This is a genomic window from Massilia sp. Mn16-1_5, assembly GCF_004798585.1.
Classification (GTDB): domain Bacteria; phylum Pseudomonadota; class Gammaproteobacteria; order Burkholderiales; family Burkholderiaceae_D; genus Telluria.
In genome coordinates this window covers 49,256-71,962 of sequence record NZ_PPXQ01000014.1, presented here as the reverse complement: position 1 = coordinate 71,962, position 22,707 = coordinate 49,256, and the positions used below count along the sequence as shown (strand labels likewise).

The following is a 22,707-nucleotide window of genomic DNA, read 5'->3' as shown; positions in this document are numbered from 1 at the left end:
GCCGCCCGCATCGTGTTGGCGGGGTCTTTCCGGGAGCGAAGCCAACACGGCGCGAAGTTCACGCGCGGGCATGCCCAGTGAACCCGTCATTGCGGCCATTGGCCGCAATGACCCCTACGCGACCAAGGATTCCGGTTGCAGCAGAGGTGCACATGCCGCCGCCGGCACCGGCTTGCCAATGTAATACCCCTGGATCTCGTCGCAGCCATACGCCCGCAGCGCATCCACGTGCCCGATGGTCTCCACGCCCTCGGCCACCACCTTCAGGTTCAGGCTGTGCGCCAGGCTGATCACCGCCTTGGTGATCGCCGCGTCGTCGCTGTCGCCCGGCAGGTCGCGGACAAAAGTGCGATCGATCTTCAGCGCGTCCAGCGGGAAGCGTTTCAAATAGGCCAGGCTCGAATAGCCGGTGCCGAAATCGTCGACCGACAGGCGCATGCCCTGGGACTTGAGGTCGCTGAGGATGCGTACCGCCGCTTCCGGATCTTCCATCAGCATCGATTCGGTCAGCTCGAATTCGAGCAGGCCCGGGTCGACGCCGGCCGCGTCGACGATCCCGCGTACCGTCTGCGGCAGGCCCGCGTGGCCGAGCTGGCGCGCCGACAGGTTGATCGCCACCGGCGGCACGCTCGGATAGCGCGCCGACCAGGCGCCGATCTGGCGGCAGACTTCGGCGATCACCCATTCGCCCACCGGCAGGATCAGGCCCGTCTCCTCGAGGATGGAGATGAATTCGAAAGGCGCGACCAGGCCGCGCTCGGGATGGCGCCAGCGCAGCAGGGCTTCGAAGCCGCTGACGGCGCCCGTCGCCAGCTGGACCTTGGGCTGGTAGTGCAGCTCGAACTCGCCGCGCTCGAGGGCCAGGTGCAGCTGGTGCTCGGTCTGCAGGCGCAGCGCGGCGTTGGCGTTCATCTCGGCGAGATAGAACTGGAAGTTGTTGCGGCCGTTCTGCTTGGCGCTGTACATCGCCGTGTCGGCGCTTTTCAGCAGGGTGGCGGCGTCGATGCCGTCGTCCGGATAAGCCGCGATGCCGACGCTGGCCGAGACGAACAGCTGCTGGCCCTGCAGCAGGAAGGGCTCGGCCAGCGCGTCGACGATGCGGCGCGCGATGTCCTCGGCTTCGCCGGCAGGCCCCAGCTGCGGCAGCACCACGGCGAATTCGTCGCCACCCAGGCGCGCCACCACGTCGCCGCTGCGCACGCAGTCCCGCAGGCGCGCGCCGGCCTGCACCAGCAGTTCGTCGCCGGCGCTATGGCCGAGCATGTCGTTGACGCTCTTGAAGCGGTCGAGGTCGATGAACATCACGCCGGCGCGGCGCCGGCCGGCGGCGGCATCGACAATGGCCGCTTCCAGGCAGACGCCGAGGCGGTGCCGGTTCGGCAGGCCGGTCAGCGTGTCGAACTGGGCCAGCCAGGTCAGGCGCTTGCGCGCTTCCTCGCGCTCGACGGCGGTGGCCAAGATGTTGCCCAGGCCGTTGAGGAAGGCTTCTTCGTCTTCCTGGAAGGTGCGGGTCTCGGGCGCGTAGACAGCCAGCGCGCCGAACGGGCGGCCGGCGCAGATCACCACCGCGTCGATCGTGCTGCCGGCGTCGTCGAAGCCGAGCAGGCCTGTGGTCCAGCGCGCCAGGGCTTCGCTGGCTTCCAGGCCGGCGCCGCAGGGGAAGGGCGTGGCGCGGGTGTTGGACGGGAAGCCGCGCGAGGCCTGCAGGCAGGCGGTGCCGGACTCGCGGTCGAATGCGAACAGCGCCGCATGGCGCGCACCCAGGCCGTCGCAGGCCAGGCGCGCCGCCATCTCGAACAGCTCGGGCAGCGGGCCGGCTTCCAGCGCCTTGCGGCCCAGGCGCGCGAGCAGGCCCTGGCGCATCGCATTGCGCACGATGGCGTCCTCGAATTCCTTGCGCTCGCTGATATCGAAATCGATGCAGATGTACTTCTCGATACTGGTCGCGGCGTCGAGGATGGGCACGATGGTGCGGTACCACTGGCGCTCGCCGTCGCGGCCCGGCACCGCGACTTCGCCGCGCCAGACCGTGCTTGACGGCGCCCAGCTCGCGCCGGCCTGGGCCAGCGGGCGGCCGACCAGCTCCTCGCGCGCACGGCTGGACGCGCGCACGAACTGGTCGTTGACGGCGGTGACGATGCCGTCGCGGTCGACTTCGCTGACGATGGCCGCCTGGTCGAGCGCGCTCTTGTGCTGGACCAGGGAATTCATCAGGTCCGCGATGCGCTGGCCGTATTCGTCGCGCATGCTGGCGGCGCTGCGGTTCATGGCCTGGATCGCCGCCTGGATCTCGAGCGGGGCGTCGGGATGGATGGCGGCATCGATGCCGTGGAAGCGCAGGCTGTCCAGGCCTTTCAGCCAGCGCGCCAGCAGGGTGCGCGCAAGCGCCAGGCTGATCGCCAGCACGAGCGCCGCCAGGCTGGTCGACTGCACCAGCAGCAGCCACAGTTGCGAGGCCAGCTTGCGCTCGTCGAAGTGCAGGCGCAGCACGCCGTAGTCCTTGCCGCCCACGGCGACCACGCGGTTCACGTCGTAGAGTTCGCCGCCGACATGGTCCAGCAGCCAGCCCGGCGCCGGCGCCAGGCCGGCATCGCGCACGGCCTCGACGCGGATGGTGGCGCCGCCGACGTCGATGAAGGCGGCGCTGGCGAAGGGCGACTGCTTCATCATGGTGGACAGGGTGCGCTTGACGGTGTCGTAGTCGCCGATCAGGGCGCTGTCCTCGACCGCCTGGGCCGCCAGTTCGACCAGCGTCGCGGCGTTGTTCTGGGTTTCCTCGATGTGCTGCAGGTACTGGTGGCGGTAGAACATCCCCATGCCGACACCGACGAAGACCAGCATGCTCACGGCGAACAGGGCGAACACGCGGCCGACGAGCGAACGCGGGAGCAGCCGGTGGAGGAGGCGCAGCACGATCGATAACATCAGGTCAGCGCAGCTCGGCCGGCGCGGCCTGGTAGAACTGGTGGTAGGCCGCGTAGTCGGCGTCGCTGGCGGCGACGAAGCGCACCGGTTCCGGCGCACGCACCAGTTCACCGGCAGCCTGCAGGATCCTGCGGCCCTCCGGATCCTTGTCCATGCCGAGGAAGGCCTGGGCCACGGCGCGCAGCTGGCCTGGGGCCACCCGGTTCGAGGCCATCAGCGCCAGGTCGTTGAACGGCGCCGAGCTCCACAGCACGCGGAAGGCCTTGTTCTCGCGCGCCGCGTAATTCTGCACCAGCTGCGAATTGGCGCCGGCCGCCTTGGCGCGTCCGCTGAAGAGCTGGGTGAAGGCGGCATCCATGTTGCCGGCAAAGACGGTGGTGACCGCGATCTTGTCGCGCAGGAGCTGGGCGTAGGGCACCTTGTAGGCGATCAGGGCCTCGGGACCGGGAAAGACGACCGTGCTGCCGGCCAGGTCGGCCAGGCTGTGCACGGGCGAATCGGCGGGCACCACGATCTGGGCCTGGACCGGCGCCGCATCGCGCCGGCCGAACACGGTCCAGCCCATCTTCATGCGCTCGGGGCTGAACAGGTGGTTGGTGAAGGCGAAATCGACTTCGCGCGCGAGCACGAAGCTGGTGGTGTCGGCCGAGGTGCGGCCGAGTTTCAGGTTCAGGCGCACGCCGCTTTTGTGCGAGACGTAGCGCACGATCGGGTTCCAGAAGCTGGCGGACACCTTCAGGTTGTACTGGTTGACCGGCGAGAAATTGTAGGCCGGGGCGTCGGCGGCCACGGCGGCCGGCGCGGCAAGGACGGCGGCCAGGGCGACAGCCAGGAATGGCCCGAGGCCGGCTGGGCGAAACATGCGCATGGTAATGAAAAGCAGGAGGCGGCGCGGAATACGCGAAGCTCGTGACTATACCAGAAGGAAACGGAAAATTCCGTAATGCAACTTATTCCTGTTGTAAAGCCACCATCCCCGAACGGCGCCGCCGTTCAGAACTGCTCGTCCGGCTGCAGATAGCGCCACTGCCCGACCGGCAAATCGCCCAGCTTGACGCGGCCGATGCGCACGCGCTTCAGGCCGACGACTTTCAGGCCGACCATGTCGCACATGCGGCGGATCTGGCGCTTCTTGCCTTCTTTCAGGGTAAAGCTGAGCTGGTCCTCGTTCTGCCAGCGCACCTTGGCCGGCAGCAGGGGTTTGCCGTCCATCCAGAGGCCGTGGTTCAGCTTTTTCAGGTCCGAATCCGGCAGCTTGCCCGGCTTCGTGTATTCCACGCGGACCAGGTATTCCTTGTCGATGCTGGTGTCCTGGCCGATCAGCTGCTTGGCGATGCGGCCGTCCTGGGTCAGCACCAGCAGGCCCACGGAATCGATGTCAAGGCGCCCGGCCGGTACCAGCGAACGCAGCTGGGTCGGGTGGAACTGTTCGGTGGAGGGATCCTCGGCCCAGCGGTTTTCCGGCTTGATCAGGGCGACGGCCGGCGTGTAGCCGTCCTCGGCCTGGCCCGACACGTAGCCGACCGGCTTGTTGATCAGGACCGTGACGCGCTTGGACTGCTCGGCCGCGGCCTGGCGCTCGACGGTGATGCGCTGGCTCGGCAGGACCTTGCTGCCCAGCTCCGAGACGACCTTGCCATCCACCCGCACCCAGCCGCGCGCGATCCATTCATCGGCTTCGCGGCGCGAGCACAGGCCCAGTTCGGACATTCGTTTGGAGAGGCGGAGCGGTTCGGTCATGAGTCAGGATCAAGTAATAAGTGAGACAGGTTGTTTCAGATCGCCAGCGCGTCGAGCAGCTCGGTTTCGAGCTGCACCAGCACGCGCGGGTTGTTCAGGTTGGGGCCGTCGACCAGGAAGACGTCCTCGACGCGCTCGCCCAGGGTCATGATCTTGGCCGTGTGCAGGTTGATGCGGTAGCGCGTCAGCACGTTGGCGATCGCATACAACAGGCCGGTGCGGTCGTTGGCCGCGATCGAGAGCAGGTAGTGCTGGCCGCGCTCGTCCGGGCGCAGTTCCACGCTCGGCGCGACCGGGAAGTGGCGCGACAGGCGCGACAGGCGCCCGCGCGTCGGCGGCGGCAGCGGCGCGTTCGAGGTCAGGAGCTCGCACAGCTCGTGCTCGATCAAGCTGATGATGTCGCGGTAGTTGCGCGCGAAGTTCTCTTCGGTGACGAGGAAGCTGTCGAGCGCATAGCCGTCCCGCGTGGTATGGATCTTCGCATCCAGGATGCTGAAGTTCTTGCGGTCGAAGTAGCTGCAGATGCGCGCGAACAGGTCGGGCTGGTCTTTTACGAAGACAGCCACCTGCAGGCCGGCGCCGGCCGGCGCCAGGCGCGCTTTCACGACCGGCCTGGTGCTCTTGATCTTGTCGTACAGGCAGCGCGTCTGCCAGGCGATGTCGGAGGCGTCGTGGCGGAGAAAATAGACCACGTCGAGCTGGTCCCACAGCGCTTCGTGCGCGTTCGCGGGCAGGCCGAACAGGCGCAGGGTCGCCAGCGCTTCCTGCTGGCGCATGCGCAGTTCGCGGTCGGCCGAATGCGGCTCGCCGCCCAGCACGCGCAGCGTGACGCGGTACAAATCTTCCAGTAGCTTGGCCTTCCAGGCATTCCACACTTTCGGACTGGTGCCGCGGATGTCGGCCACGGTCAAGAGGTAGAGCGCGGTCAGGTGGCGCTCGTCCTTGACTACGGCGGCAAAGGCCTGGATCACGTCCGGGTCCGACAGGTCCTGCTTCTGCGCCACCTGCGACATGGTCAGGTGCTGCTCGACCAGGAAGACCACCAGCTCGGTGTCCGCTTCGCTCAGGCCGTGGTCGCGGCAGAACTCCGCGGCGTCTTCCTTCCCCAGCTCCGAATGGTCGCCGCCGCGGCCTTTGGCGATATCGTGGAAGAGGGCGGCCACGTACAGCAGCCAGCGGTCGCGGAAATTGGCGACCAGCTGGCTGCAGAAGGGGTATTCGTGGGCGTGTTCGGCCATCGTGAAGCGGCGCAGGTTACGCACCACCATCATGATGTGCTGGTCCACGGTGTACACGTGGAACAGGTCGTGCTGCATCTGGCCGACGATATTGCGGAAGTTCGGCAGGTAGCGCCCCAACACGCCGAAGTCGTTCATGCGGCGCAGCGCGTGCACCAGGCCTTGCGGCGCTTTCAACACGCGCAGGAAGTTGGCGCGGTTCTGCGGGTCGGCGCGGAAGTCCTCGTCGATCAGGTTGCGCGCATGCCAGAGCGCGCGCGTGGTGCGCGCCGTCATGCCCTTGATCTCGGGGCGCTCGGTCATGGTCACGAAAATCGACAGGATGGAGGACGGCGTGGTCTCGAAGGTGTCGTCGCGCACGATGTCGATGAAGCCGCCGACATCATTGAAGCAATCGTTGATCGGCACCGGCACGGTCGGCTGCGGGAACAGGCGCGCCTCGATGTTCTGCAGCAGGATGGTGTTCAGCTGGGTGACCGTCTTGGCCGCCCAGTAGTAGCGCTGCATCAGGTATTCGCTGGCGCGGCGCGCGCCGGGGCCGGGCGCATCTCCGGTGAGACCGAAGGATTCGGCGATCGCCGTCTGCACGTCGAACAGCAGGCGGTCTTCGCGCCGCTTGGTGTGCAGGTGCAGGCGGATGCGGATGTCCTTGAAGGCGCGCTCCTTTTCCATTAGCTGGCGCGCTTCGTCCTGGGTGATCAGTTCGCGCGTGGCGAGCTGGCCCCAGGAGTTCGCCAGGCCAGCCGCCTTGGCCACCCACAGGATCACCTGCAGGTCGCGCAGGGCGCCCGGGCTCTCCTTGCAGTTCGGCTCCAGCGCGAAGGCCGTGTACTCGTACTTGGCGTGGCGCAGGCGCATCTCGGCGGTCTTGGCCTGGAAGAAGGCTTGCGGGTCGAGGGCGGCGCGGTAGCGTTCTTCCAGCTGGGCGAACAGGCCGGCGTCGCCTGTGACCAGGCGCGCTTCCAGCAGCGAGGTCTGGACCGTGATGTCGGCGGCGGACTCCTGCAGGCATTCGTCCACGGTCCGGATGCTGTGCCCGATCTCCAGGCCCAGGTCCCACAGCAGCTGCACCAGGCCTTCCAGCTTGGCCTGGGTGATGGCGTCCGGCGGGGCGCCGAGCAGGATCAGCAGGTCGACGTCGGAATAGGGGAAGAGTTCGCCGCGCCCGTAGCCGCCGACGCCGACCAGGGCCGTGTTGGCGGGTAGGCGCGCAGCAAGCCAGGCGTCGGTCAGGATGGCGTCGACGCTCTGGCGCAGGCCGCGCAGCAGCTTTTCCGGCTTGCCGTCCGCGCCGAAGGCGTGGAACAGCGCTTGCCGTTCGGACTTCAGACGGCCCTTGAGTTCGGGGCGGGCCTGCTCGAGCTGCGCGGCGGTGGACATGGGCTTAGGCCGGGACCGCGTCTTTGTTGGCGACGATCGCCGGCGGTGGCGGCGTGCCGGCCGATTGGGTCAGGATCTCGTAGCCGGTCTCGGTCACGAGGATCATGTGTTCCCACTGGGCCGAGAGGCTGCGGTCCTTCGTCTTGATGGTCCAGCCGTCCGGCATTTCCTTGATCTCGCGGCGGCCGGCGTTGATCATCGGCTCGATCGTGAAGATCATGCCCGCCTCCAGCTTTTCCAGGGTGCCGGGTTTGCCGTAGTGCAGCACCTGCGGCTCTTCGTGGAAGACCTTGCCGATGCCGTGACCGCAGAATTCGCGCACCACGCTGTAACCGTTCTTTTCGGCATGCTGCTGGATTGCAAAACCGATGTCGCCCAGATGCGCGCCCGGTTTCACCTTCGAGATGCCCAGCCACATGCATTCATAGGTCACTTCCGAGAGGCGGCGCGCCAGGATCGAGGGTTCGCCGACCAGGAACATGCGGCTGTTGTCGCCGTGGAAGCCGTCCTTGGTGATCACGGTGACGTCGATGTTGACGGCGTCGCCGCTTTTCAGCACCTTGTCGCCGGGAATGCCGTGGCAGATCACGTCGTTGACCGAGGTGCAGACGGCTTTCGGGAAGGGCGGGTAGCCGGGCGGCGCGTAGTTCAGCGGCGCCGGCACGGTGCCTTGCACGTTAGTCATGTATTCGTGGCACAGGCGGTCGAGCTCGCCCGTGGTGACGCCCGGTTTCACGAAAGGCGTGATGTAGTCGAGCACTTCGGCGCCGAGGCGGCCGGCCAGGCGCATGCCTTCGATTTCTTCCGGAGTCTTGATGGAGATGGACATAAGCGGTTCGGTATTCGTTCGGTGAGGGCCGGCGCGTATGTTTCAGTGTTTCGGAGCGCGGCCAGGATGCCGACATTATAAGGTATGCGTACTGCCCCTGCCGAAGAGAGGAGCCCGGCCGTTCCGTCCCACCCGCCGCGCATACATTGTTACGCTTGAAAAACGGACTGAATCCCGCTAGAATCTCGGGTTGCTTGGGCTGAGGTCCGGCAATGTTGCTCAGTTGCTCACTGAGTAGACTATTTATTTAACAAATCGCGAATGCGGCCGACAAGGGTGCCTTTATGGTGACTGGCCGTTATTCAAGACTTAACCCTGGAGAATTACATGTCCGTTACTATGCGCGAAATGCTGGAAGCCGGTATTCACTTCGGCCACCAGACCCGTTTCTGGAACCCAAAGATGGCACCGTTCATCTTCGGTCATCGCAACAAGATCCACATCATCAACCTGGAAAAGACCATGGCGATGTACCAGGATGCGATGAAAACCATCAAGCAGATCTCGGCCAACCGCGGCACTATCCTGATGGTCGGCACCAAGCGCCAGGCGCGCGACATCATCGCCGCTGAAGCCCAGCGCGCTGGTGTTCCTTACGTCGACCAGCGCTGGCTGGGCGGCATGCTGACCAACTTCAAGACCATCAAGACCTCGATCAAGCGCCTGAAAGACATGGAAGCGCAAGTGGAAGACGGTTCGGTCGAGAAGCTGTCGAAGAAAGAAGCGCTGATGTTCTCGCGCGAAATGGAAAAGCTGAAGAAGTCGATCGGCGGCATCAAGGAACTGGGCGGCGTGCCTGACGCAATCTTCGTCGTCGACGTCGGCTACCACAAGGGCGCCATCACCGAAGCCGGCAAGCTGGGCATCCCGGTCATCGGCGTGGTCGATACCAACCACTCGCCAGAAGGCGTCACCCACGTGATCCCTGGCAACGACGACTCGTCGAAGGCCATCACCCTGTACGCACGCGGCGTCGCCGATGCGATCCTGGAAGGCCGTGCCAACGCCACCAACGAAGTCGTTGAGATGGTCAAGGCCGGCGGCGACGACTTCGTCGAAGTCTCCGAGCAGGCATAAATCGTAGGCGGGCATGACGCTCGCCGCGTAGAAAGGGGTGCTGGGCCATGGCTGCGCACCCCTTTTTTTAAACACCGAATTAGCAAGAAATTATCGTGTGGATGTTTTTAGCGAACATCCGCGACACTGAACACATTTTGGGAGAAAAACATGGCAGCGATTACTGCAGCGATGGTGGGTGAACTGCGCGCGAAGACCGATGCGCCTATGATGGAATGCAAGAAGGCCCTGACCGAAGCCGAAGGCGACATGGGCCGTGCCGAAGAGATCCTGCGCGTCAAGCTGGGCGGCAAGGCCTCGAAGGCCTCGTCGCGCGTGACCGCCGAAGGCGTGGTTGCGACCTACATCGCCGGCAACGTCGGCGCGCTGGTCGAGATCAACAGCGAAACCGACTTCGTCGCCAAGAACGACGAGTTCCTGGCCATGGCCAACCTGGCAGCCAAGCTGGTTGCTGAGCAGAACCCAGCGGACGTCGCTGCCCTGTCGCAACTGGACGCCGGCGGCCAGACCTTCGACGCGCTGCGTTCGGCACTGATCGGCAAAATCGGTGAAAATATGACCGTGCGCCGCTTCCAGCGTTTCGACACCACCGGCAAGCTGGCTTCCTACCTGCACGGCACCCGTATCGGCGTCATGGTCGAATACGAAGGCGCGGACGAGCAGGTCGGCAAGGACGTCGCGATGCACATCGCCGCGATGAAGCCGGTCGCTCTGTCGTCGGAGCAAGTGCCTGCTGAACTGATCGAGAAAGAGCGTTCGGTTGCCCAGCTGAAGGCCCAGGAAGATGCCGAGAAGGCCGCCGCCGAAGGCAAGCCGGCCCAGTCGCCGGAAATCCTGGCCAAGCGCCTCGAAGGTTCGGTCCAGAAGTACCTGAAGGAAGTGTCGCTGCTGAACCAGGCGTTCGTGAAGAACGACAAGCAGTCGATCGAGCAGATGCTGAAGGCCACCAACACCACGGTGAAGTCGTTCACGATGTACGTCGTGGGCGAGGGCATCGAGAAGAAGGTCGACGACTTCGCAGCAGAAGTCGCAGCCCAGATGGCTGCCAACAAGCAGTAATGTGAAAGCGGGCCGCAAGGCCCGTTTTTTTAACCCGTCGTTTTATACGCGATGGGTTCGTACGGCGTGCGCGCCGTACGACGGCGACACGATTTCGCCGCCATCTGTACATTTGCAGATGAGGCTCCAGGCCCAGCCTGAAGCCAGAACCGAATTCGAACCATACATTTTTAGGAGAGCGCTTCATCATGACAAAACCAGCCTACCAACGAGTCCTCCTCAAACTGTCTGGCGAAGCGCTGATGGGCGACGATCAGTTCGGCATCAATCGCGCCACCATCGATCGCATGGTTGCCGACGTCGCGGAAGTGGCGGAGCTGGGTGTCGAGCTGGCGGTCGTGATTGGCGGCGGCAACATCTTCCGTGGCGTCGCGCCGGGTGCGCAGGGCATGGACCGCGCCACCGCCGACTACATGGGCATGCTGGCCACCGTCATGAATGCGCTGGCACTGGCCGACGCCATGCGCCATGTCGGCATCACCGCGCGCGTGATGTCGGCGATCGGCATCGACCAGGTGGTCGAGCCTTACGTGCGCCCGAAAGCGCTGCAATACCTGGAAGAGGGCAAGGTCGTCGTCTTCGCCGCCGGCACCGGCAATCCCTTCTTCACCACCGACACCGCGGCCGCCCTGCGCGGCGCCGAAGTGGGCGCCCAGATCGTCCTCAAGGCCACCAAGGTCGACGGCGTCTACACGGCCGATCCGGCCAAGGATGCCAGCGCCACCCGCTACGAATCGATCTCCTTCGACGAGGCGATCTCGAAGCAGCTGCAGGTGATGGACGCCACCGCGTTCGCCCTCTGCCGTGACCAGAAACTCCCGATCAAGGTGTTCTCGATCGTCAAGCCCGGCGCGCTCAAGCGCGTCATCATGGGCGAAGACGAAGGTACCCTGGTGCACGTTTAAATCTAGTAACTCGTAAATAACAGGAGAGCAGCATGTCCTTAGCTGACGTGAAGAAAAATGCGCAAGAGCGCATGAACAAGTCGATCGAGACCCTGAAGGCCGACCTGGCCAAGGTCCGTACCGGCCGCGCCCATACCGGCATCCTCGATCACGTGATGGTCGAATACTACGGTTCGCCGACCCCGTTGAGTGGCGTCGCCAACGTCACCCTGATCGACGCCCGCACCATCGGCGTGCAGCCTTTCGAGAAGAAAATGCTGACCACGGTCGAAAAGGCGATCCGCGATGCCGACCTGGGCCTGAACCCGTCCTCCTTCGGCGAAATGATCCGCGTGCCGACCCCGCCGCTGACCGAAGAGCGCCGCAAGGAAATGGTCAAGCTGGTCAAGTCGGAAGCCGAAGACGCGAAGATCGCCGTGCGTAACATCCGCCGCGACGCCAACGAACAGCTGAAGAAAATGGTCAAGGACAAGACCGCTTCGGAAGACGACGAGCGCCGCGCATCGGACGACATCCAGAAGCTGACCGACAAGTTTGTCGCCGACATCGACAAGCTGGTCGCCGAGAAGGAAAAAGAAGTCCTGACCGTGTAAGATGGCGGGTCCTTTCCTGCACCTGCACTGGATTGGTAACAAAAAGTAATTGAAAGCAGCAAGCGGGCGCGTGCGGGCCAAAATCCGCAGGGGTCCGCTTTTCACCGCTTTTTTCACCGCTTCTTTCACCGTATTTTTTAGAATAATTGCCGCGATGGCAATCGATTTATGATCTTCAAGAGTTCGACGACCGTAGTTCCCGATGTGCCGACCGTCCCGCGCCATATCGCCGTCATCATGGATGGCAACGGCCGCTGGGCGACCAAGCGCCTGCTGCCGCGCGTGGCCGGTCACGTCAAGGGCGTGGAAGCGGTGCGCGGCGTGGTCGAGGCCTGCGTGCTGCGCGGGGTCGAATACCTGACCCTGTTCGCATTTTCCTCGGAAAACTGGCGCCGTCCCGAAGAAGAAGTTTCGCTGTTGATGCGCCTGTTCGTGACCGCGCTCGAGCGCGAAGTCTCGAAGATGCACGCGAATAACATCCGGCTGAAAGTCGTGGGTGACCTGTCGCGCTTCGACGCCAAGCTGCGCGAGATGATCGCCAACGCCGAGCGCCGTACCGCCAACAATACCCGCCTGACCGTCACCGTCTGCGCCAACTATGGCGGCCGCTGGGACATCATGCAGGCAACGAGCAAGATGGTCGCCGCCAACCCCGGCGTCACCGAGTTTACGGAAGACATGCTGGCGCCGCACTTGGCGATGGCCTATGCGCCGGAGCCCGACCTGTTCATCCGCACCGGCGGGGAAGAGCGCATCTCGAACTTCCTGCTGTGGCAGCTGGCGTATTCCGAGCTGTACTTCACCGATACCTACTGGCCGGATTTCTCGGTCGAGTCCCTGGACGCGGCGATCGCGTCCTACCAGAGCCGCGAGCGCCGTTTCGGCCGCACCGGCGAACAAGTGGCCAACAAGACAAACAACAACTGATGCTGAAAACCCGGATCCTCACCGCGCTCGTGCTGCTGGCAGTCCTGCTGCCGGTCCTGTATTCCAACAACTTCACGGCCTTCGCGGTGGTGGCGACCGCCTTCTTCGGCGCCGCGATCTGGGAAACCTTCCGCCTGTTTAACCCGAAGTCGGGCAAGGCCGTCGTGGTGGCCGTGTTCTGGACCGCCGCCTTTGCCTGGACCTTCTTCTTCAGCGGCAATGGCGCATCGCCAACCTTCTGGTTCGCGATCAGCATCCTGCTCTGGGCCTTGCGCTTCGCACCCTCGCTCAAGGTCGGCCTGCCGGCCCTCGACAGTACCGCCAACACCCTGCTGAGCCTGACCTATGCCGTGGCCCTGGTCGGCTGCTTCGCAGCCATCGTGACCCTGTTCTCGTATTCGCCGCTCTACCTGCTGTCGGTGATGGCCATCGTCTGGGCCGCCGACATCTTCGCCTACTTCTCGGGCAAGGCCTTCGGCAAGCGCAAGCTGGCGCCGTCGATCTCGCCCGGCAAATCCTGGGAAGGCGCGATCGGCGGCGGCATCGCCGTGCTCGCGATCGCGACCGGCGTGATCGTCTTCGGCGGTAACACCGCGGGCGGCGCGCTGTCTAACACTTTCCCGGTGCGCGTGCAGGCCAGTCTTGGCTGGGCTGCCACGTACGCCATCCTGATCCTGATCGTCGCCGCCAGCATCGTCGGCGACCTGTTCGAATCCCAGCTCAAGCGCCGCGCCGGCATGAAGGACAGCAGCAACCTGTTGCCGGGCCACGGTGGGGTGCTCGACCGGATCGACGCCCTGGTTCCGGTACTGCCGCTGGCGGCACTGATCGGCGCCTGGCTGTAGGTTCTCACGGAGTTTTACAATGCAACGCATCACCATCCTGGGCGCCACCGGCTCGATCGGCGTCTCGACCCTCGACGTGCTCGCGCGTCATCCCGACCAATACCGCGTCTACGCCTTGAGCGCGCATGCGCGCGTGGCCGAGCTGGCCGCGCAGTGCCGCCAATTCCGGCCGCAGCGCGCCGTCGTCGGCACGCCGGAAGCCGCGGCTGAACTGGCGCGCCTGCTCGAGGGCCTGGACATCGACGTCGCCCACGGCGAAGCGGCCCTGTGCGAGATCGCCTCCAGCCCCGACACCGACACCGTGATGGCCGCCATCGTCGGCGCCGCCGGCCTGGCCCCGAGCCTGGCCGCGGCCCGCGCCGGCAAGAAAATCCTGCTGGCGAACAAGGAAGCCCTGGTCATGTCGGGCCAGCTCTTCATGGACGCCGTGCGCGAGAACGGCGCGACCCTGCTGCCCATCGACAGCGAGCACAACGCGATCTTCCAGTCGCTCCCGGGCAATTACGCGCGGAGCCCGAGCGAATCGGGCGTGGCGAAGATCCTGCTGACGGCATCCGGCGGCCCCTTCCTGCACCGCACCGTCGAGACCCTCGACCGCGTGACGCCGGCGGAGGCCTGCAAGCACCCGAACTGGTCGATGGGCCGCAAGATCTCGGTCGACTCCGCGACCATGATGAACAAGGGCCTGGAAGTGATCGAGGCGCACTGGCTGTTCGGCGCGCCGGCCGAGCTGATCGAGGTCGTGATCCATCCGCAAAGCGTGATCCACTCGATGGTGTCCTACGTCGACGGTTCGGTGCTGGCCCAGCTCGGCAACCCCGACATGCGCACCCCGATCGCGCACGCGCTCGCCTACCCGCAGCGCATCGCCTCCGGTGTCGCCCAGCTCGACCTGACGCAAATGAGCGCGCTGCAGTTCTACCAGCCCGATTTCGAGCGCTTCCCCTGCCTGGCGCTGGCCTTCGACGCCCTGCGCGCGGGCGGAACCGCGCCGGCCCTGCTGAACGCGGCCAACGAGATCGCGGTCGAGGCTTTTCTCTCCGAGCGCATCGGCTTTCGCGACATCGACCGCGTCGTGCGCCGCGTGATGGACGAGAACGAGCACGGCGCCGCGCACGACATCGAGGCCGTGATGGCCCAGGATGCGCGCGCCCGCGCAGCCGCTTCCAGCATCGTCAGTTCTCTTTCAAGGTAAAGCCATGAGCTTCCTCTACACCGCGGTCGCCTTCATCCTGGCGCTGGGGCCGCTCATCGTCTTCCACGAACTCGGCCACTACTGGGTCGCACGCGCCTGCGGCGTGAAAGTGCTGCGCTTCTCGGTCGGCATGGGCAAGGTGCTGTGGTCGCGCCGCTTCGGCCCCGACCAGACCGAGTGGGCCGTGTCCGCGCTGCCGCTGGGCGGCTACGTCCAGATGCTGGACAGCCGCGATCCGAACACCACGCCGAAGGACGAGGCGGAAAAAGCGCGCGACTTCGTGCGCCAGAACGTCTGGAAGCGCATCGCCATCGTCGCCGCCGGCCCGACCGCCAACTTCCTGCTGGCGATCGTCCTGTTCGCGGCCCTGTTCATGCACGGCATCGAAGAGCCGGCCACCAAGCTGCGCCCGATGGCAACGAATACGCCTGCGTATGTCGCCGGCGTGCGCGGCGGCGACAGCGTCCTTGCCGTGAATGGCGAGCAGGTTGCAAGCTGGTCCGACCTGCGCTGGCAGATCACCCATGCCGCGGTCGACAAGCAGGACGCTCATCTCACCATGCGCGGCCGTGATGGCGGCCAGTACGCAGCCACGATTCCGGCCACGGCCTTCAAGGAGCCGGGGCCCGACAGCGATCCGATGTCCGCGCTCGGCCTGGATGTCTGGATCGGCATGCCGCAAGTGGAAAAGGCGGCCGAGGACGGCGCCGGTGCGCGCGCCGGCCTGCTGCCAGGGGACGTGGTGCTGGGCGCGGACGGCAAGGCTTTCCAACATGCCGCCGACTTCGTGCAGGCGGTACGCGCCGCGCCCGGCCGCACGCTGCAGCTGCAGGTACGGCGCGCCGGCCAGGTCGTCACGCTGCCCCTGACGCCCGCACGGGACGCGAAAGGGCAGGGCCTGGCCGGCGTCCAGCTGGCCCCGGCCATCGAGCGCGTGACCGTGCAATCGGGACCGGTCGAGGCCATTGCCAAGGGCGCCGGCCGCACCTGGGAGATGACGGCGCTGACCTTCCGCATGATCGGCAAGATCGTCACGGGGCAGGCTTCGCTGAAGAACATCACCGGTCCGATCGCGATCGCCGACTACGCCGGACAGACCGCACGCATGGGCCTGGCGACCTTTTTGGGCTTCATCGCGGTAGTCAGCGTGAGCCTGGGTGTAATGAATCTGTTACCAATCCCCGTACTGGATGGGGGGCATTTGTTGTATTATTCGCTGGAAGTTTTGACCGGGCGTCCCCTGTCCGAGCGAATCCAGGGATTCGCGCAGCGCGCAGGGGTGGCCCTGCTGTTCATGCTGATGGCGCTCGCCATCTTCAATGACCTGTCGCAGCGGCTGTAGCGACGCCAGGGTATAGAGCATCTGACAAAACCTTCAGGGCAAGGCGCACCGTCGAAGACAGTACGAACTGTACGGCGAGACGGTGCAACGCCGCCATGAAGGTTTTGTCAGATGCTCGCCGCGGCAAACAAGAATATGTACGTACGTTGTCCACTGACTGATTAGCCAATGAAATCACAACCAGATCGTTTTGCCCTGCCGTTCATTCGCCGCAGCCTGATCGGCGCGGCCGTGCTGGCGCTGTGCGCCGGCCAAGCGCTTGCCGTCAATCCGTTCGTCGTCAAGGACATCCGCATCGAAGGCATCCAGCGCACCGAAGCCGGCACCGTGTTCAGCTATCTGCCGGTACGCGTGGGTGAAACCTTCGACGACACCAAGAGCATCGCCGCGATCAAGGCCCTGTACGCCACCGGCTTCTTCAAGGACATCCGCCTCGAGGAAGAGAACGGCGTGCTGGTGGTGCTGGTCGAGGAACGTCCGGCGATCAACACCGTCGATTTCACCGGCACCAAGGAATTCGAGAAGGACATGCTGGTCAAGGCGCTGAAGGACATCGGCGTCGGCGAAGCCAAGATCTACGACAAGGCCGCGGTCGACCGCGCCGAACAGGAACTCAAGCGCCAGTACCTCTCGCACGGCCTGTACGGCGTGAAGATCACCACCACGATCACCCCGATCGAGCGCAACCGCGTGAACGTCATGTTCAACGTCGACGAAGGCGAGATCGCGCGCATCAAGGGCATCAACATCGTCGGCAACAAGGCCTTCACCGACAAGCAGATCCGCGAAGTGCTGCAGCTGGAAACCTCGGGCTGGTTCAGCTGGTATTCGAAGGCCGACCAGTATTCGAAGACCAAGCTGACCGGCGACCTGGAAGCGGTCAAGTCCTTCTACCTCGACCGCGGCTACCTCGAAGCCAACGTCGAATCGACGGTGGTGGCGATCACCCCGGACAAGAAGCAGATCTACCTGACCATCAACATCACCGAAGGCGAGAAGTACACCGTCTCGAGCGTGAAGCTGGAAGGCGAGACCTTCGGACGCGAGGAAGAGCTGCGCCAGCTGATCGTCCTCCAGCCGGGCAAGACCTATTCGGGCGCGCTGCAGGAAGCCTCGAACAAGCGCATCGCCGCACGCCTCGGCCAGTTCGGCTACGCTTTTGCCAACGTCAATGCCGACCCGCAGATCGACCGCGAGAAGCGCGAAGTCGCCTTCACCTTCGTCGTCGATCCGGGCAAGCGCGCCTACGTGCGCCACATTAACGTCTCGGGCAATACCGTCACCCGCGACGAAGTCATCCGCCGCGAATTCCGCCAGTTCGAAAGTTCCTGGTACGACGCCGACAAGGTCAAGCTCTCGCGCGACCGCGTCGACCGCCTCGGCTACTTCAAGGACGTGAAGGTCGATACGCCGGAGTCCCCGGGCACCAGCGACCAGGTCGACATCAACCTGTCGGTCGAAGAACGCCCGACCGGTAACTTCACCATCGGCGGCTCGTTCTCGCAGGCCGAGAAGTTCACCTTCACGGCCTCGGTCCAGCAGGCGAACTTCGCCGGTTCCGGCCAGACCGTCGGCATCGACCTGAACACCTCGAAGTACAGCCGCACGATCGCGTTCTCGAACAGCAATCCGTACTTCACCGACGACGGCGTCTCGCGCGCCTTCCAGCTCTACCTGCGCACGACACGTCCGCCGCTGTCGAACATCGGTTCGTATACGGTGCGCCAGACCGGCGGCAACCTGACCTTCGGCGTGCCGTTCTCGGAAACCGACACCGTCTACTTCGGCGCCGGCCTGGAGCGCACTTCGCTCGAAACCGATGCCACCAGCCCGGCCCTGTACCGCAACTTCGTGGCCCAGAACGGCGGCCCGGCCAACGGTATCGGTACCGGCAAGAGCATCTCGATCCCGCTGACCGTGGCCTGGGGCCGCGACAGCCGCGACAGCGCGCTGACCCCGAGCATCGGCCGCTACCAGCGCGCCAACCTCGAAGTCGACGCGATCGGCGACGCCAAGTACTTCCGCGTCGTCTACGAACACCAGTGGTACCGTCCGCTGACCACCTGGATGACCCTGGCCCTGCGCGGCGAGCTCGACTACGGCAAGGGCATCGGCGGCAGCTCCTACCCGGTCTTCAAGAACTTCTACGCGGGCGGCATCGGTTCGGTGCGCGGCTACGAGAGCTCGACCCTGGGCGTGGTCGATCCTGTCTACGGCGACGCCATCGGCGGCTCCAAGCGCGTGATCGGCAACGTCGAGCTTCAGTTCCCGTTCCCGGGCAATACCAAGGACCGCACCCTGCGCTGGTTCACCTTCATGGACGGCGGCCAGGTCTACCAGGAGAAGTCGAAGATCTTCCTGGGCGAGCTGCGCTACTCGGCCGGTATCGGCCTGTCCTGGATTTCGCCGGTCGGCCCGCTGCGCTTGAGTTATGCTAAGCCCCTGAACGCGAAACCGGGCGACCAGCTCGAGCGCTTCCAGTTCCAGATGGGCACGGGCTTCTGACCGGGCTTGTACTGGCACTTATCCTTTCATCGCGGAGAATTATGTTGAAAAATCCGATAGCCACGCTGCCAACCGTCCTGATGTTGGCAGCCCTGTGCGCCGCTCCGCTGGCGATGGCGCAGACGGCGCCGAGCCGGATCGGCTTCGTGACGACCGAGCGCCTGATGACCGAATCGAAGATGGCCAAGGCGGCCGACGCCAAGATCCAGGCCGAGTTTTCGAAGCGCCAGAAGACGAACGAAGAGCTGATGGCCAAGTTCAAGACGATGAGCGAGAAGTTCGACGCCGACGCACCGCGCCTGACCGACATCGAGCGCACCCGCCGTGCGCGCGAACTGTTCGACATGGAGAAGGACGTGCAGCGCATGAACCGCGAGTTCACCGAAGACCTCATGCAGAGGAAGAGCGAAGAGCGCGCCGCCATCGCCACCAAGGCCTACAAGCTGATCGAACAGATCGCCGAGCAGGAAAAGCTCGACGCCGTGCTGCAGGAAGCCGCATGGTCGAGCCCGCGCATCGACATCACCGACCGCATCCTGAAACTGCTGGACAAGTAATTTTGGAACAACGTGAACAAACCCGGCCGGGCGTGCGCCTCGGCGACCTGGTCGAGCGTTTCGGCGGCCAGCTGACGGGCGACCCCGACCTGGTGGTCGCCTCGATCGCCCCGCTCGACAGCGCGGGTCCCACCCAGATCAGCTTCCTCAGCAACAGCAAGCTGCGCGCCCTGGCGGCGCAAAGCGAGGCCGCGGCGCTGATCCTGTCGCCGCTGGACGACCCGTCGGTCGCGGCCACCTACACGGGCGCGCGCATCGTCACCACCAACCCCTACGCTTATTTCGCCCGCGCCGCGCAGTACTTCGTGTCGCTGGAAGAAGCGGCGCCGCTGCCGGGCATCCATCCGAGCGCCGTGGTCGATCCATTGGCCGAAATCGACGCCACTGCCCACATCGGCCCGCACGTGACCATCGAAGCGGGCGCAGTGGTGAAAGCCGGCGCCGTGATCGATCACGGCTGCTTCGTCGGCCGCGACGCCGTGGTCGGGGAGGGCACGCACTTCTTCGCCAACGTCACCTTCCATCGCAAGTGCATCATCGGCGCGCGCGGCATCGTCCACTCGGGCGCGGTGATCGGCGGCGACGGCTTCGGCTTCGCCAACGAAGGCGGCGTGTACATCAAGATTCCGCAAACCGGGCGCGTGGTGATCGGCGACGACGTCGACATCGGCTCGAACACCTCGATCGACCGCGGCGCGCTGGCCGATACCGTCATCGAAGACGGCGTCAAGCTCGACAACCAGATCCAGATTGGCCACAACTGCCACATCGGCAAGCACACGGCGATGGCCGGCTGCGTCGGCGTCGCCGGCAGCGCCAAGATCGGCAGTCGCTGCACCTTCGGAGGCGCGGCGATGGTGCTGGGCCACCTCGAGATCGCGGACAATGTCCACATCTCGTCGGGCTCGATGGTCTCGCGTTCGGTGCTCGAGCCGGGCCAGTACACGGGTTTCTACCCGCTGGCGAAGAACGCCGAATGGGAGAAGTCGGCGGCCATCGTGCGCAACCTGAATTCCATGCGCGACAAGATCCGCGCCCTGGAGAAAACAATTAAAACGATTAGTGAAGAAAAATGACCGATACCACCACCACTGAAAAGCGTACCCTCGGCATCACCGAGATCAAGGAATACCTGCCGCACCGCTATCCGCTGCTGCTGGTCGACCGCGTGCTCGACGTCGAGGTAGGCAAGCGCATCACCGCGATCAAGAACGTGACCGTCAACGAAGAATTCTTCAACGGCCACTTCCCGCACCAGCCGGTGATGCCGGGCGTGCTGATGATCGAGGCGATGGCCCAGACCGCCGCCATCCTGTCCTTCATGACGATGAACGTGAAGCCGGACGAGAACTCGGTGGTGTACTTCGTCGGCATCGACAACGCGCGCTTCAAGCGCCCGGTCGGTCCCGGCGACCAGCTGGTGATGGACGTCGAGATCCTGCGCGTCGCGCGCGGCATCTGGAAGTACAAGGCGACCGCCAGCGTGGACGGCAAGGTTGCCGTGGAAGGTGAACTGATGTGCACCATCCGCGCTAATGAAAACGCAGCGGGGCAGTAATGAGTAAGATTCATCCAAGCGCGATCGTCGATCCGAAGGCCGAGCTGGACAGCTCGGTCGAGGTCGGCCCGTATTCGATCATCGGCCCGAACGTGCGCATCGACGCCGGCACGGTCGTGGGTCCGCACGTGGTCATCGAAGGCCATACGACGATCGGCAAGGACAACAAGTTCTTCCAGTTCGGTTCGATCGGCGCCGCGCCGCAGGACAAGAAGTGGAAGGGCGAACCGACCCGCCTGGAAATTGGCAACGGCAACACCATCCGCGAATTCGTCACCTTCAACCTGGGCACGACCCAGGACGAGGGCGTCACCCGCCTGGGCGACGACAACTGGATCTCGGCCTACGTGCACCTGGCGCACGACTGCCAGGTCGGCAGCCACACGATCTTCTCGAACAACGCGCAGCTGGCCGGCCACGTGCACGTGGGCGACCACGCGATCCTGTCGGGCTACGCCGGCGTGCACCAGTTCTGCAAGATCGGCGCCCATGCCTTCATCGGCATGTACACCAGCCTGACCCAGGACGTGCCGCCTTTCGTGCTGGTCTCGGGTAACCCGGCCGGCGCGCGCGGCGTGAACATCGAGGGCCTCAAGCGCCGCGGTTTCACCCGTCCGCAGATCGACGGCATCCGCGCCGCATACAAGCACATCTACCGCGAAAACCTGACGCTGGAAGAGGCCAAGGCCGCGCTGGCCCAGGACGAGGCCTCGATGCCCGAGGCGGCCGACGGCATCCGCGCGATGCGCGACTTCCTCGGCATCGCCACCCGTGGCATCGTCCGCTGAAGTGAATCTCGCTCTGGTCGCCGGCGAGGTGTCCGGCGACATGCTCGCCGCCCGCCTGCTGGCCGGGCTGCGTCCCCATCTCCCCAACGCGCGTTTCCACGGCATCGGCGGCCCGCGCATGATTGCGCAAGGCTTCGAGTCGGATGTCCCGATCGAGACCCTTACCGTGCGCGGCCTGTTCGAGATCATCCCGCGCTACCGCGAAATCAAGGGCATCCAGAACCGCCTGCGCGATCGCCTGCTGGCGGAGCGGCCGGCCGCCTTCATCGGCGCCGACTACCCCGGCTTCAACCTCGGCCTGGAAGAGCAGCTGCGCGCCGCCGGGATTCCGACCGTGCACTTCGTCGGCCCGCAGATCTGGGCCTGGCGGGGAGGGCGCATCAAGAAGATCCAGCGCGCGGTGTCGCACATGCTGGTGATCTTCCCGTTCGAGGAAAAAATTTACCGGGACGCCGGCGTGCCGGTGACCTATATCGGCCATCCGCTGGCCGAGACGATCCCGCTGGTGCCCGACGTGGCCGCGGCGCGCGCGCAACTGGGGATCGCGCCGAACGCGCGCGTGGTCACCGTGATGCCCGGCAGCCGCATGGGCGAGCTGAAATACCTGGCCGAGCCGTTCGTGCGCGCGGCCGGGCTACTTGCAAAACGCGACCCCGGCCTCCAGTTCGTGGTGCCGATGGCCGGCGAGAAGCAGCGCGCCTACTTCACGGAGATCGTCGCCCAGGCGGGCTTGCAGGACATCCGACTCCAGCTGGTCGACAACTCGCATACGGCGATCGCCGCCGCCGACGCGGTGCTGGTGGCCTCGGGCACGGCGACCCTGGAAGTGGCGCTGTTCAAGAAGCCGATGGCGATCGCCTACAAGGTCATGCGGGCGTCCTGGGAAATCATGCGCCACATGGGCTACCAGCCCTGGATCGGCCTGCCGAACATCCTGGCGCGCGAATTCCTGGTGCCGGAGCTGCTGCAGCACGCCGCCACGCCGGAAGCGCTGGCCGATGCGGTGTGGAAGCAACTGAATGACGCGCCAGGGCGCGACCGGCTTGCGGCGCGCTTCACGGAGATGCATCATAGCCTCCTGCGCGACAGCGGCGCGCTGAGTGCCGAGGCTGTGCTGCGGATCATCCGGCCGTAACGCGGGCATGCCCGCCCTACGTTACGCACCGGTCCGTAGGGCGGGCATGCCCGCGTGACGCACGGATCCGCGTGCCGCGCTCCCTGAATATCGAATCAAACAAACAAGC

19 protein-coding genes are annotated in these 22,707 nt (G+C 65.1%); 14 read left to right on the top strand and 5 right to left on the bottom strand.

The annotated features are described in order from the left end of the window. Positions 1-114: 114 nt before the first annotated feature. From C2862_RS17355 to map, 5 genes are all read right to left on the bottom strand, one after another. The gene (locus C2862_RS17355; RefSeq protein ID WP_210736030.1) at positions 115-2,913 is read right to left on the bottom strand and encodes an EAL domain-containing protein; all 2,799 of its coding nucleotides are present in this window, start codon (positions 2,911-2,913) and stop codon (positions 115-117) included. A gap of 16 nt (positions 2,914-2,929) precedes the next feature. Next, positions 2,930-3,787, bottom strand: a complete 858-nt coding sequence (locus C2862_RS17350; RefSeq protein ID WP_136221398.1) for a phosphate/phosphite/phosphonate ABC transporter substrate-binding protein — start codon at positions 3,785-3,787, stop codon at positions 2,930-2,932. 131 nt (positions 3,788-3,918) lie between these two features. Then, on the bottom strand, positions 3,919-4,665 hold the full coding sequence (locus C2862_RS17345; RefSeq protein ID WP_136221397.1) for a pseudouridine synthase: 747 nt from the start codon (positions 4,663-4,665) through the stop codon (positions 3,919-3,921). 35 nt (positions 4,666-4,700) lie between these two features. Then, the gene (locus C2862_RS17340; RefSeq protein ID WP_136221396.1) at positions 4,701-7,283 is read right to left on the bottom strand and encodes a [protein-PII] uridylyltransferase; all 2,583 of its coding nucleotides are present in this window, start codon (positions 7,281-7,283) and stop codon (positions 4,701-4,703) included. A 4-nt stretch (positions 7,284-7,287) separates the two neighbouring features. Beyond that, positions 7,288-8,112 carry a type I methionyl aminopeptidase gene (gene map, locus C2862_RS17335; RefSeq protein WP_136221395.1) on the bottom strand — a complete coding sequence of 275 codons (825 nt, stop codon included), beginning with the start codon at positions 8,110-8,112 and terminating at the stop codon, positions 7,288-7,290. A 327-nt stretch (positions 8,113-8,439) separates the two neighbouring features. On the opposite strand from map, the gene rpsB reads away from it, so the two are divergent. The 14 genes from rpsB to lpxB all read left to right on the top strand — a co-directional run bounded on the left by rpsB (position 8,440) and on the right by lpxB (position 22,598). Then, positions 8,440-9,189 carry a 30S ribosomal protein S2 gene (rpsB, locus tag C2862_RS17330; RefSeq protein ID WP_136221394.1) on the top strand — a complete coding sequence of 250 codons (750 nt, stop codon included), beginning with the start codon at positions 8,440-8,442 and terminating at the stop codon, positions 9,187-9,189. 150 nt (positions 9,190-9,339) lie between these two features. Further along, positions 9,340-10,248, top strand: coding sequence for a translation elongation factor Ts (tsf, locus tag C2862_RS17325; RefSeq protein WP_136221393.1), 909 nt, complete (start codon positions 9,340-9,342; stop codon positions 10,246-10,248). A gap of 188 nt (positions 10,249-10,436) precedes the next feature. Further along, the gene (gene pyrH / locus C2862_RS17320; RefSeq protein WP_136221392.1) at positions 10,437-11,153 is read left to right on the top strand and encodes a UMP kinase; all 717 of its coding nucleotides are present in this window, start codon (positions 10,437-10,439) and stop codon (positions 11,151-11,153) included. A 32-nt stretch (positions 11,154-11,185) separates the two neighbouring features. After that, positions 11,186-11,746, top strand: a complete 561-nt coding sequence (gene frr / locus C2862_RS17315; protein ID WP_136221391.1) for a ribosome recycling factor — start codon at positions 11,186-11,188, stop codon at positions 11,744-11,746. 168 nt (positions 11,747-11,914) lie between these two features. Continuing rightward, complete coding sequence (gene uppS, locus C2862_RS17310; RefSeq protein ID WP_136221390.1) at positions 11,915-12,673, top strand: polyprenyl diphosphate synthase; 759 nt, start codon at positions 11,915-11,917, stop codon at positions 12,671-12,673. After that, complete coding sequence (locus C2862_RS17305; RefSeq protein ID WP_136221389.1) at positions 12,673-13,518, top strand: phosphatidate cytidylyltransferase; 846 nt, start codon at positions 12,673-12,675, stop codon at positions 13,516-13,518. The genes uppS and C2862_RS17305 overlap by 1 nt, the downstream gene beginning before the upstream one ends. A gap of 19 nt (positions 13,519-13,537) precedes the next feature. Beyond that, positions 13,538-14,713 (top strand): 1-deoxy-D-xylulose-5-phosphate reductoisomerase, encoded by a 1,176-nt coding sequence (gene ispC, locus C2862_RS17300; RefSeq protein WP_136221388.1) that lies wholly within the window; start codon positions 13,538-13,540, stop codon positions 14,711-14,713. A 4-nt stretch (positions 14,714-14,717) separates the two neighbouring features. After that, complete coding sequence (rseP, locus tag C2862_RS17295; protein WP_136221387.1) at positions 14,718-16,055, top strand: RIP metalloprotease RseP; 1,338 nt, start codon at positions 14,718-14,720, stop codon at positions 16,053-16,055. Positions 16,056-16,223: 168 nt separating this feature from the next. Continuing rightward, positions 16,224-18,560 (top strand): outer membrane protein assembly factor BamA, encoded by a 2,337-nt coding sequence (gene bamA / locus C2862_RS17290; protein WP_136221386.1) that lies wholly within the window; start codon positions 16,224-16,226, stop codon positions 18,558-18,560. Between the two features lie 41 nt (positions 18,561-18,601). Continuing rightward, positions 18,602-19,117, top strand: coding sequence for an OmpH family outer membrane protein (locus tag C2862_RS17285; protein WP_136221385.1), 516 nt, complete (start codon positions 18,602-18,604; stop codon positions 19,115-19,117). Between the two features lie 2 nt (positions 19,118-19,119). Further along, entirely contained in the window at positions 19,120-20,193 is a 1,074-nt protein-coding gene (lpxD, locus tag C2862_RS17280) for a UDP-3-O-(3-hydroxymyristoyl)glucosamine N-acyltransferase (protein WP_229467484.1), read from the top strand. After that, positions 20,190-20,675 carry a 3-hydroxyacyl-ACP dehydratase FabZ gene (gene fabZ / locus C2862_RS17275; protein WP_136221383.1) on the top strand — a complete coding sequence of 162 codons (486 nt, stop codon included), beginning with the start codon at positions 20,190-20,192 and terminating at the stop codon, positions 20,673-20,675. Before lpxD ends, fabZ begins: the two co-directional genes overlap by 4 nt. Continuing rightward, positions 20,675-21,463 carry an acyl-ACP--UDP-N-acetylglucosamine O-acyltransferase gene (gene lpxA / locus C2862_RS17270; RefSeq protein WP_136221382.1) on the top strand — a complete coding sequence of 263 codons (789 nt, stop codon included), beginning with the start codon at positions 20,675-20,677 and terminating at the stop codon, positions 21,461-21,463. Before fabZ ends, lpxA begins: the two co-directional genes overlap by 1 nt. Next, a complete protein-coding gene (lpxB, locus tag C2862_RS17265; RefSeq protein ID WP_136221381.1) occupies positions 21,447-22,598 on the top strand; it encodes a lipid-A-disaccharide synthase in 1,152 nt (383 codons plus the stop codon). The genes lpxA and lpxB overlap by 17 nt, the downstream gene beginning before the upstream one ends. The last annotated feature ends 109 nt before the right edge of the window (positions 22,599-22,707 follow it).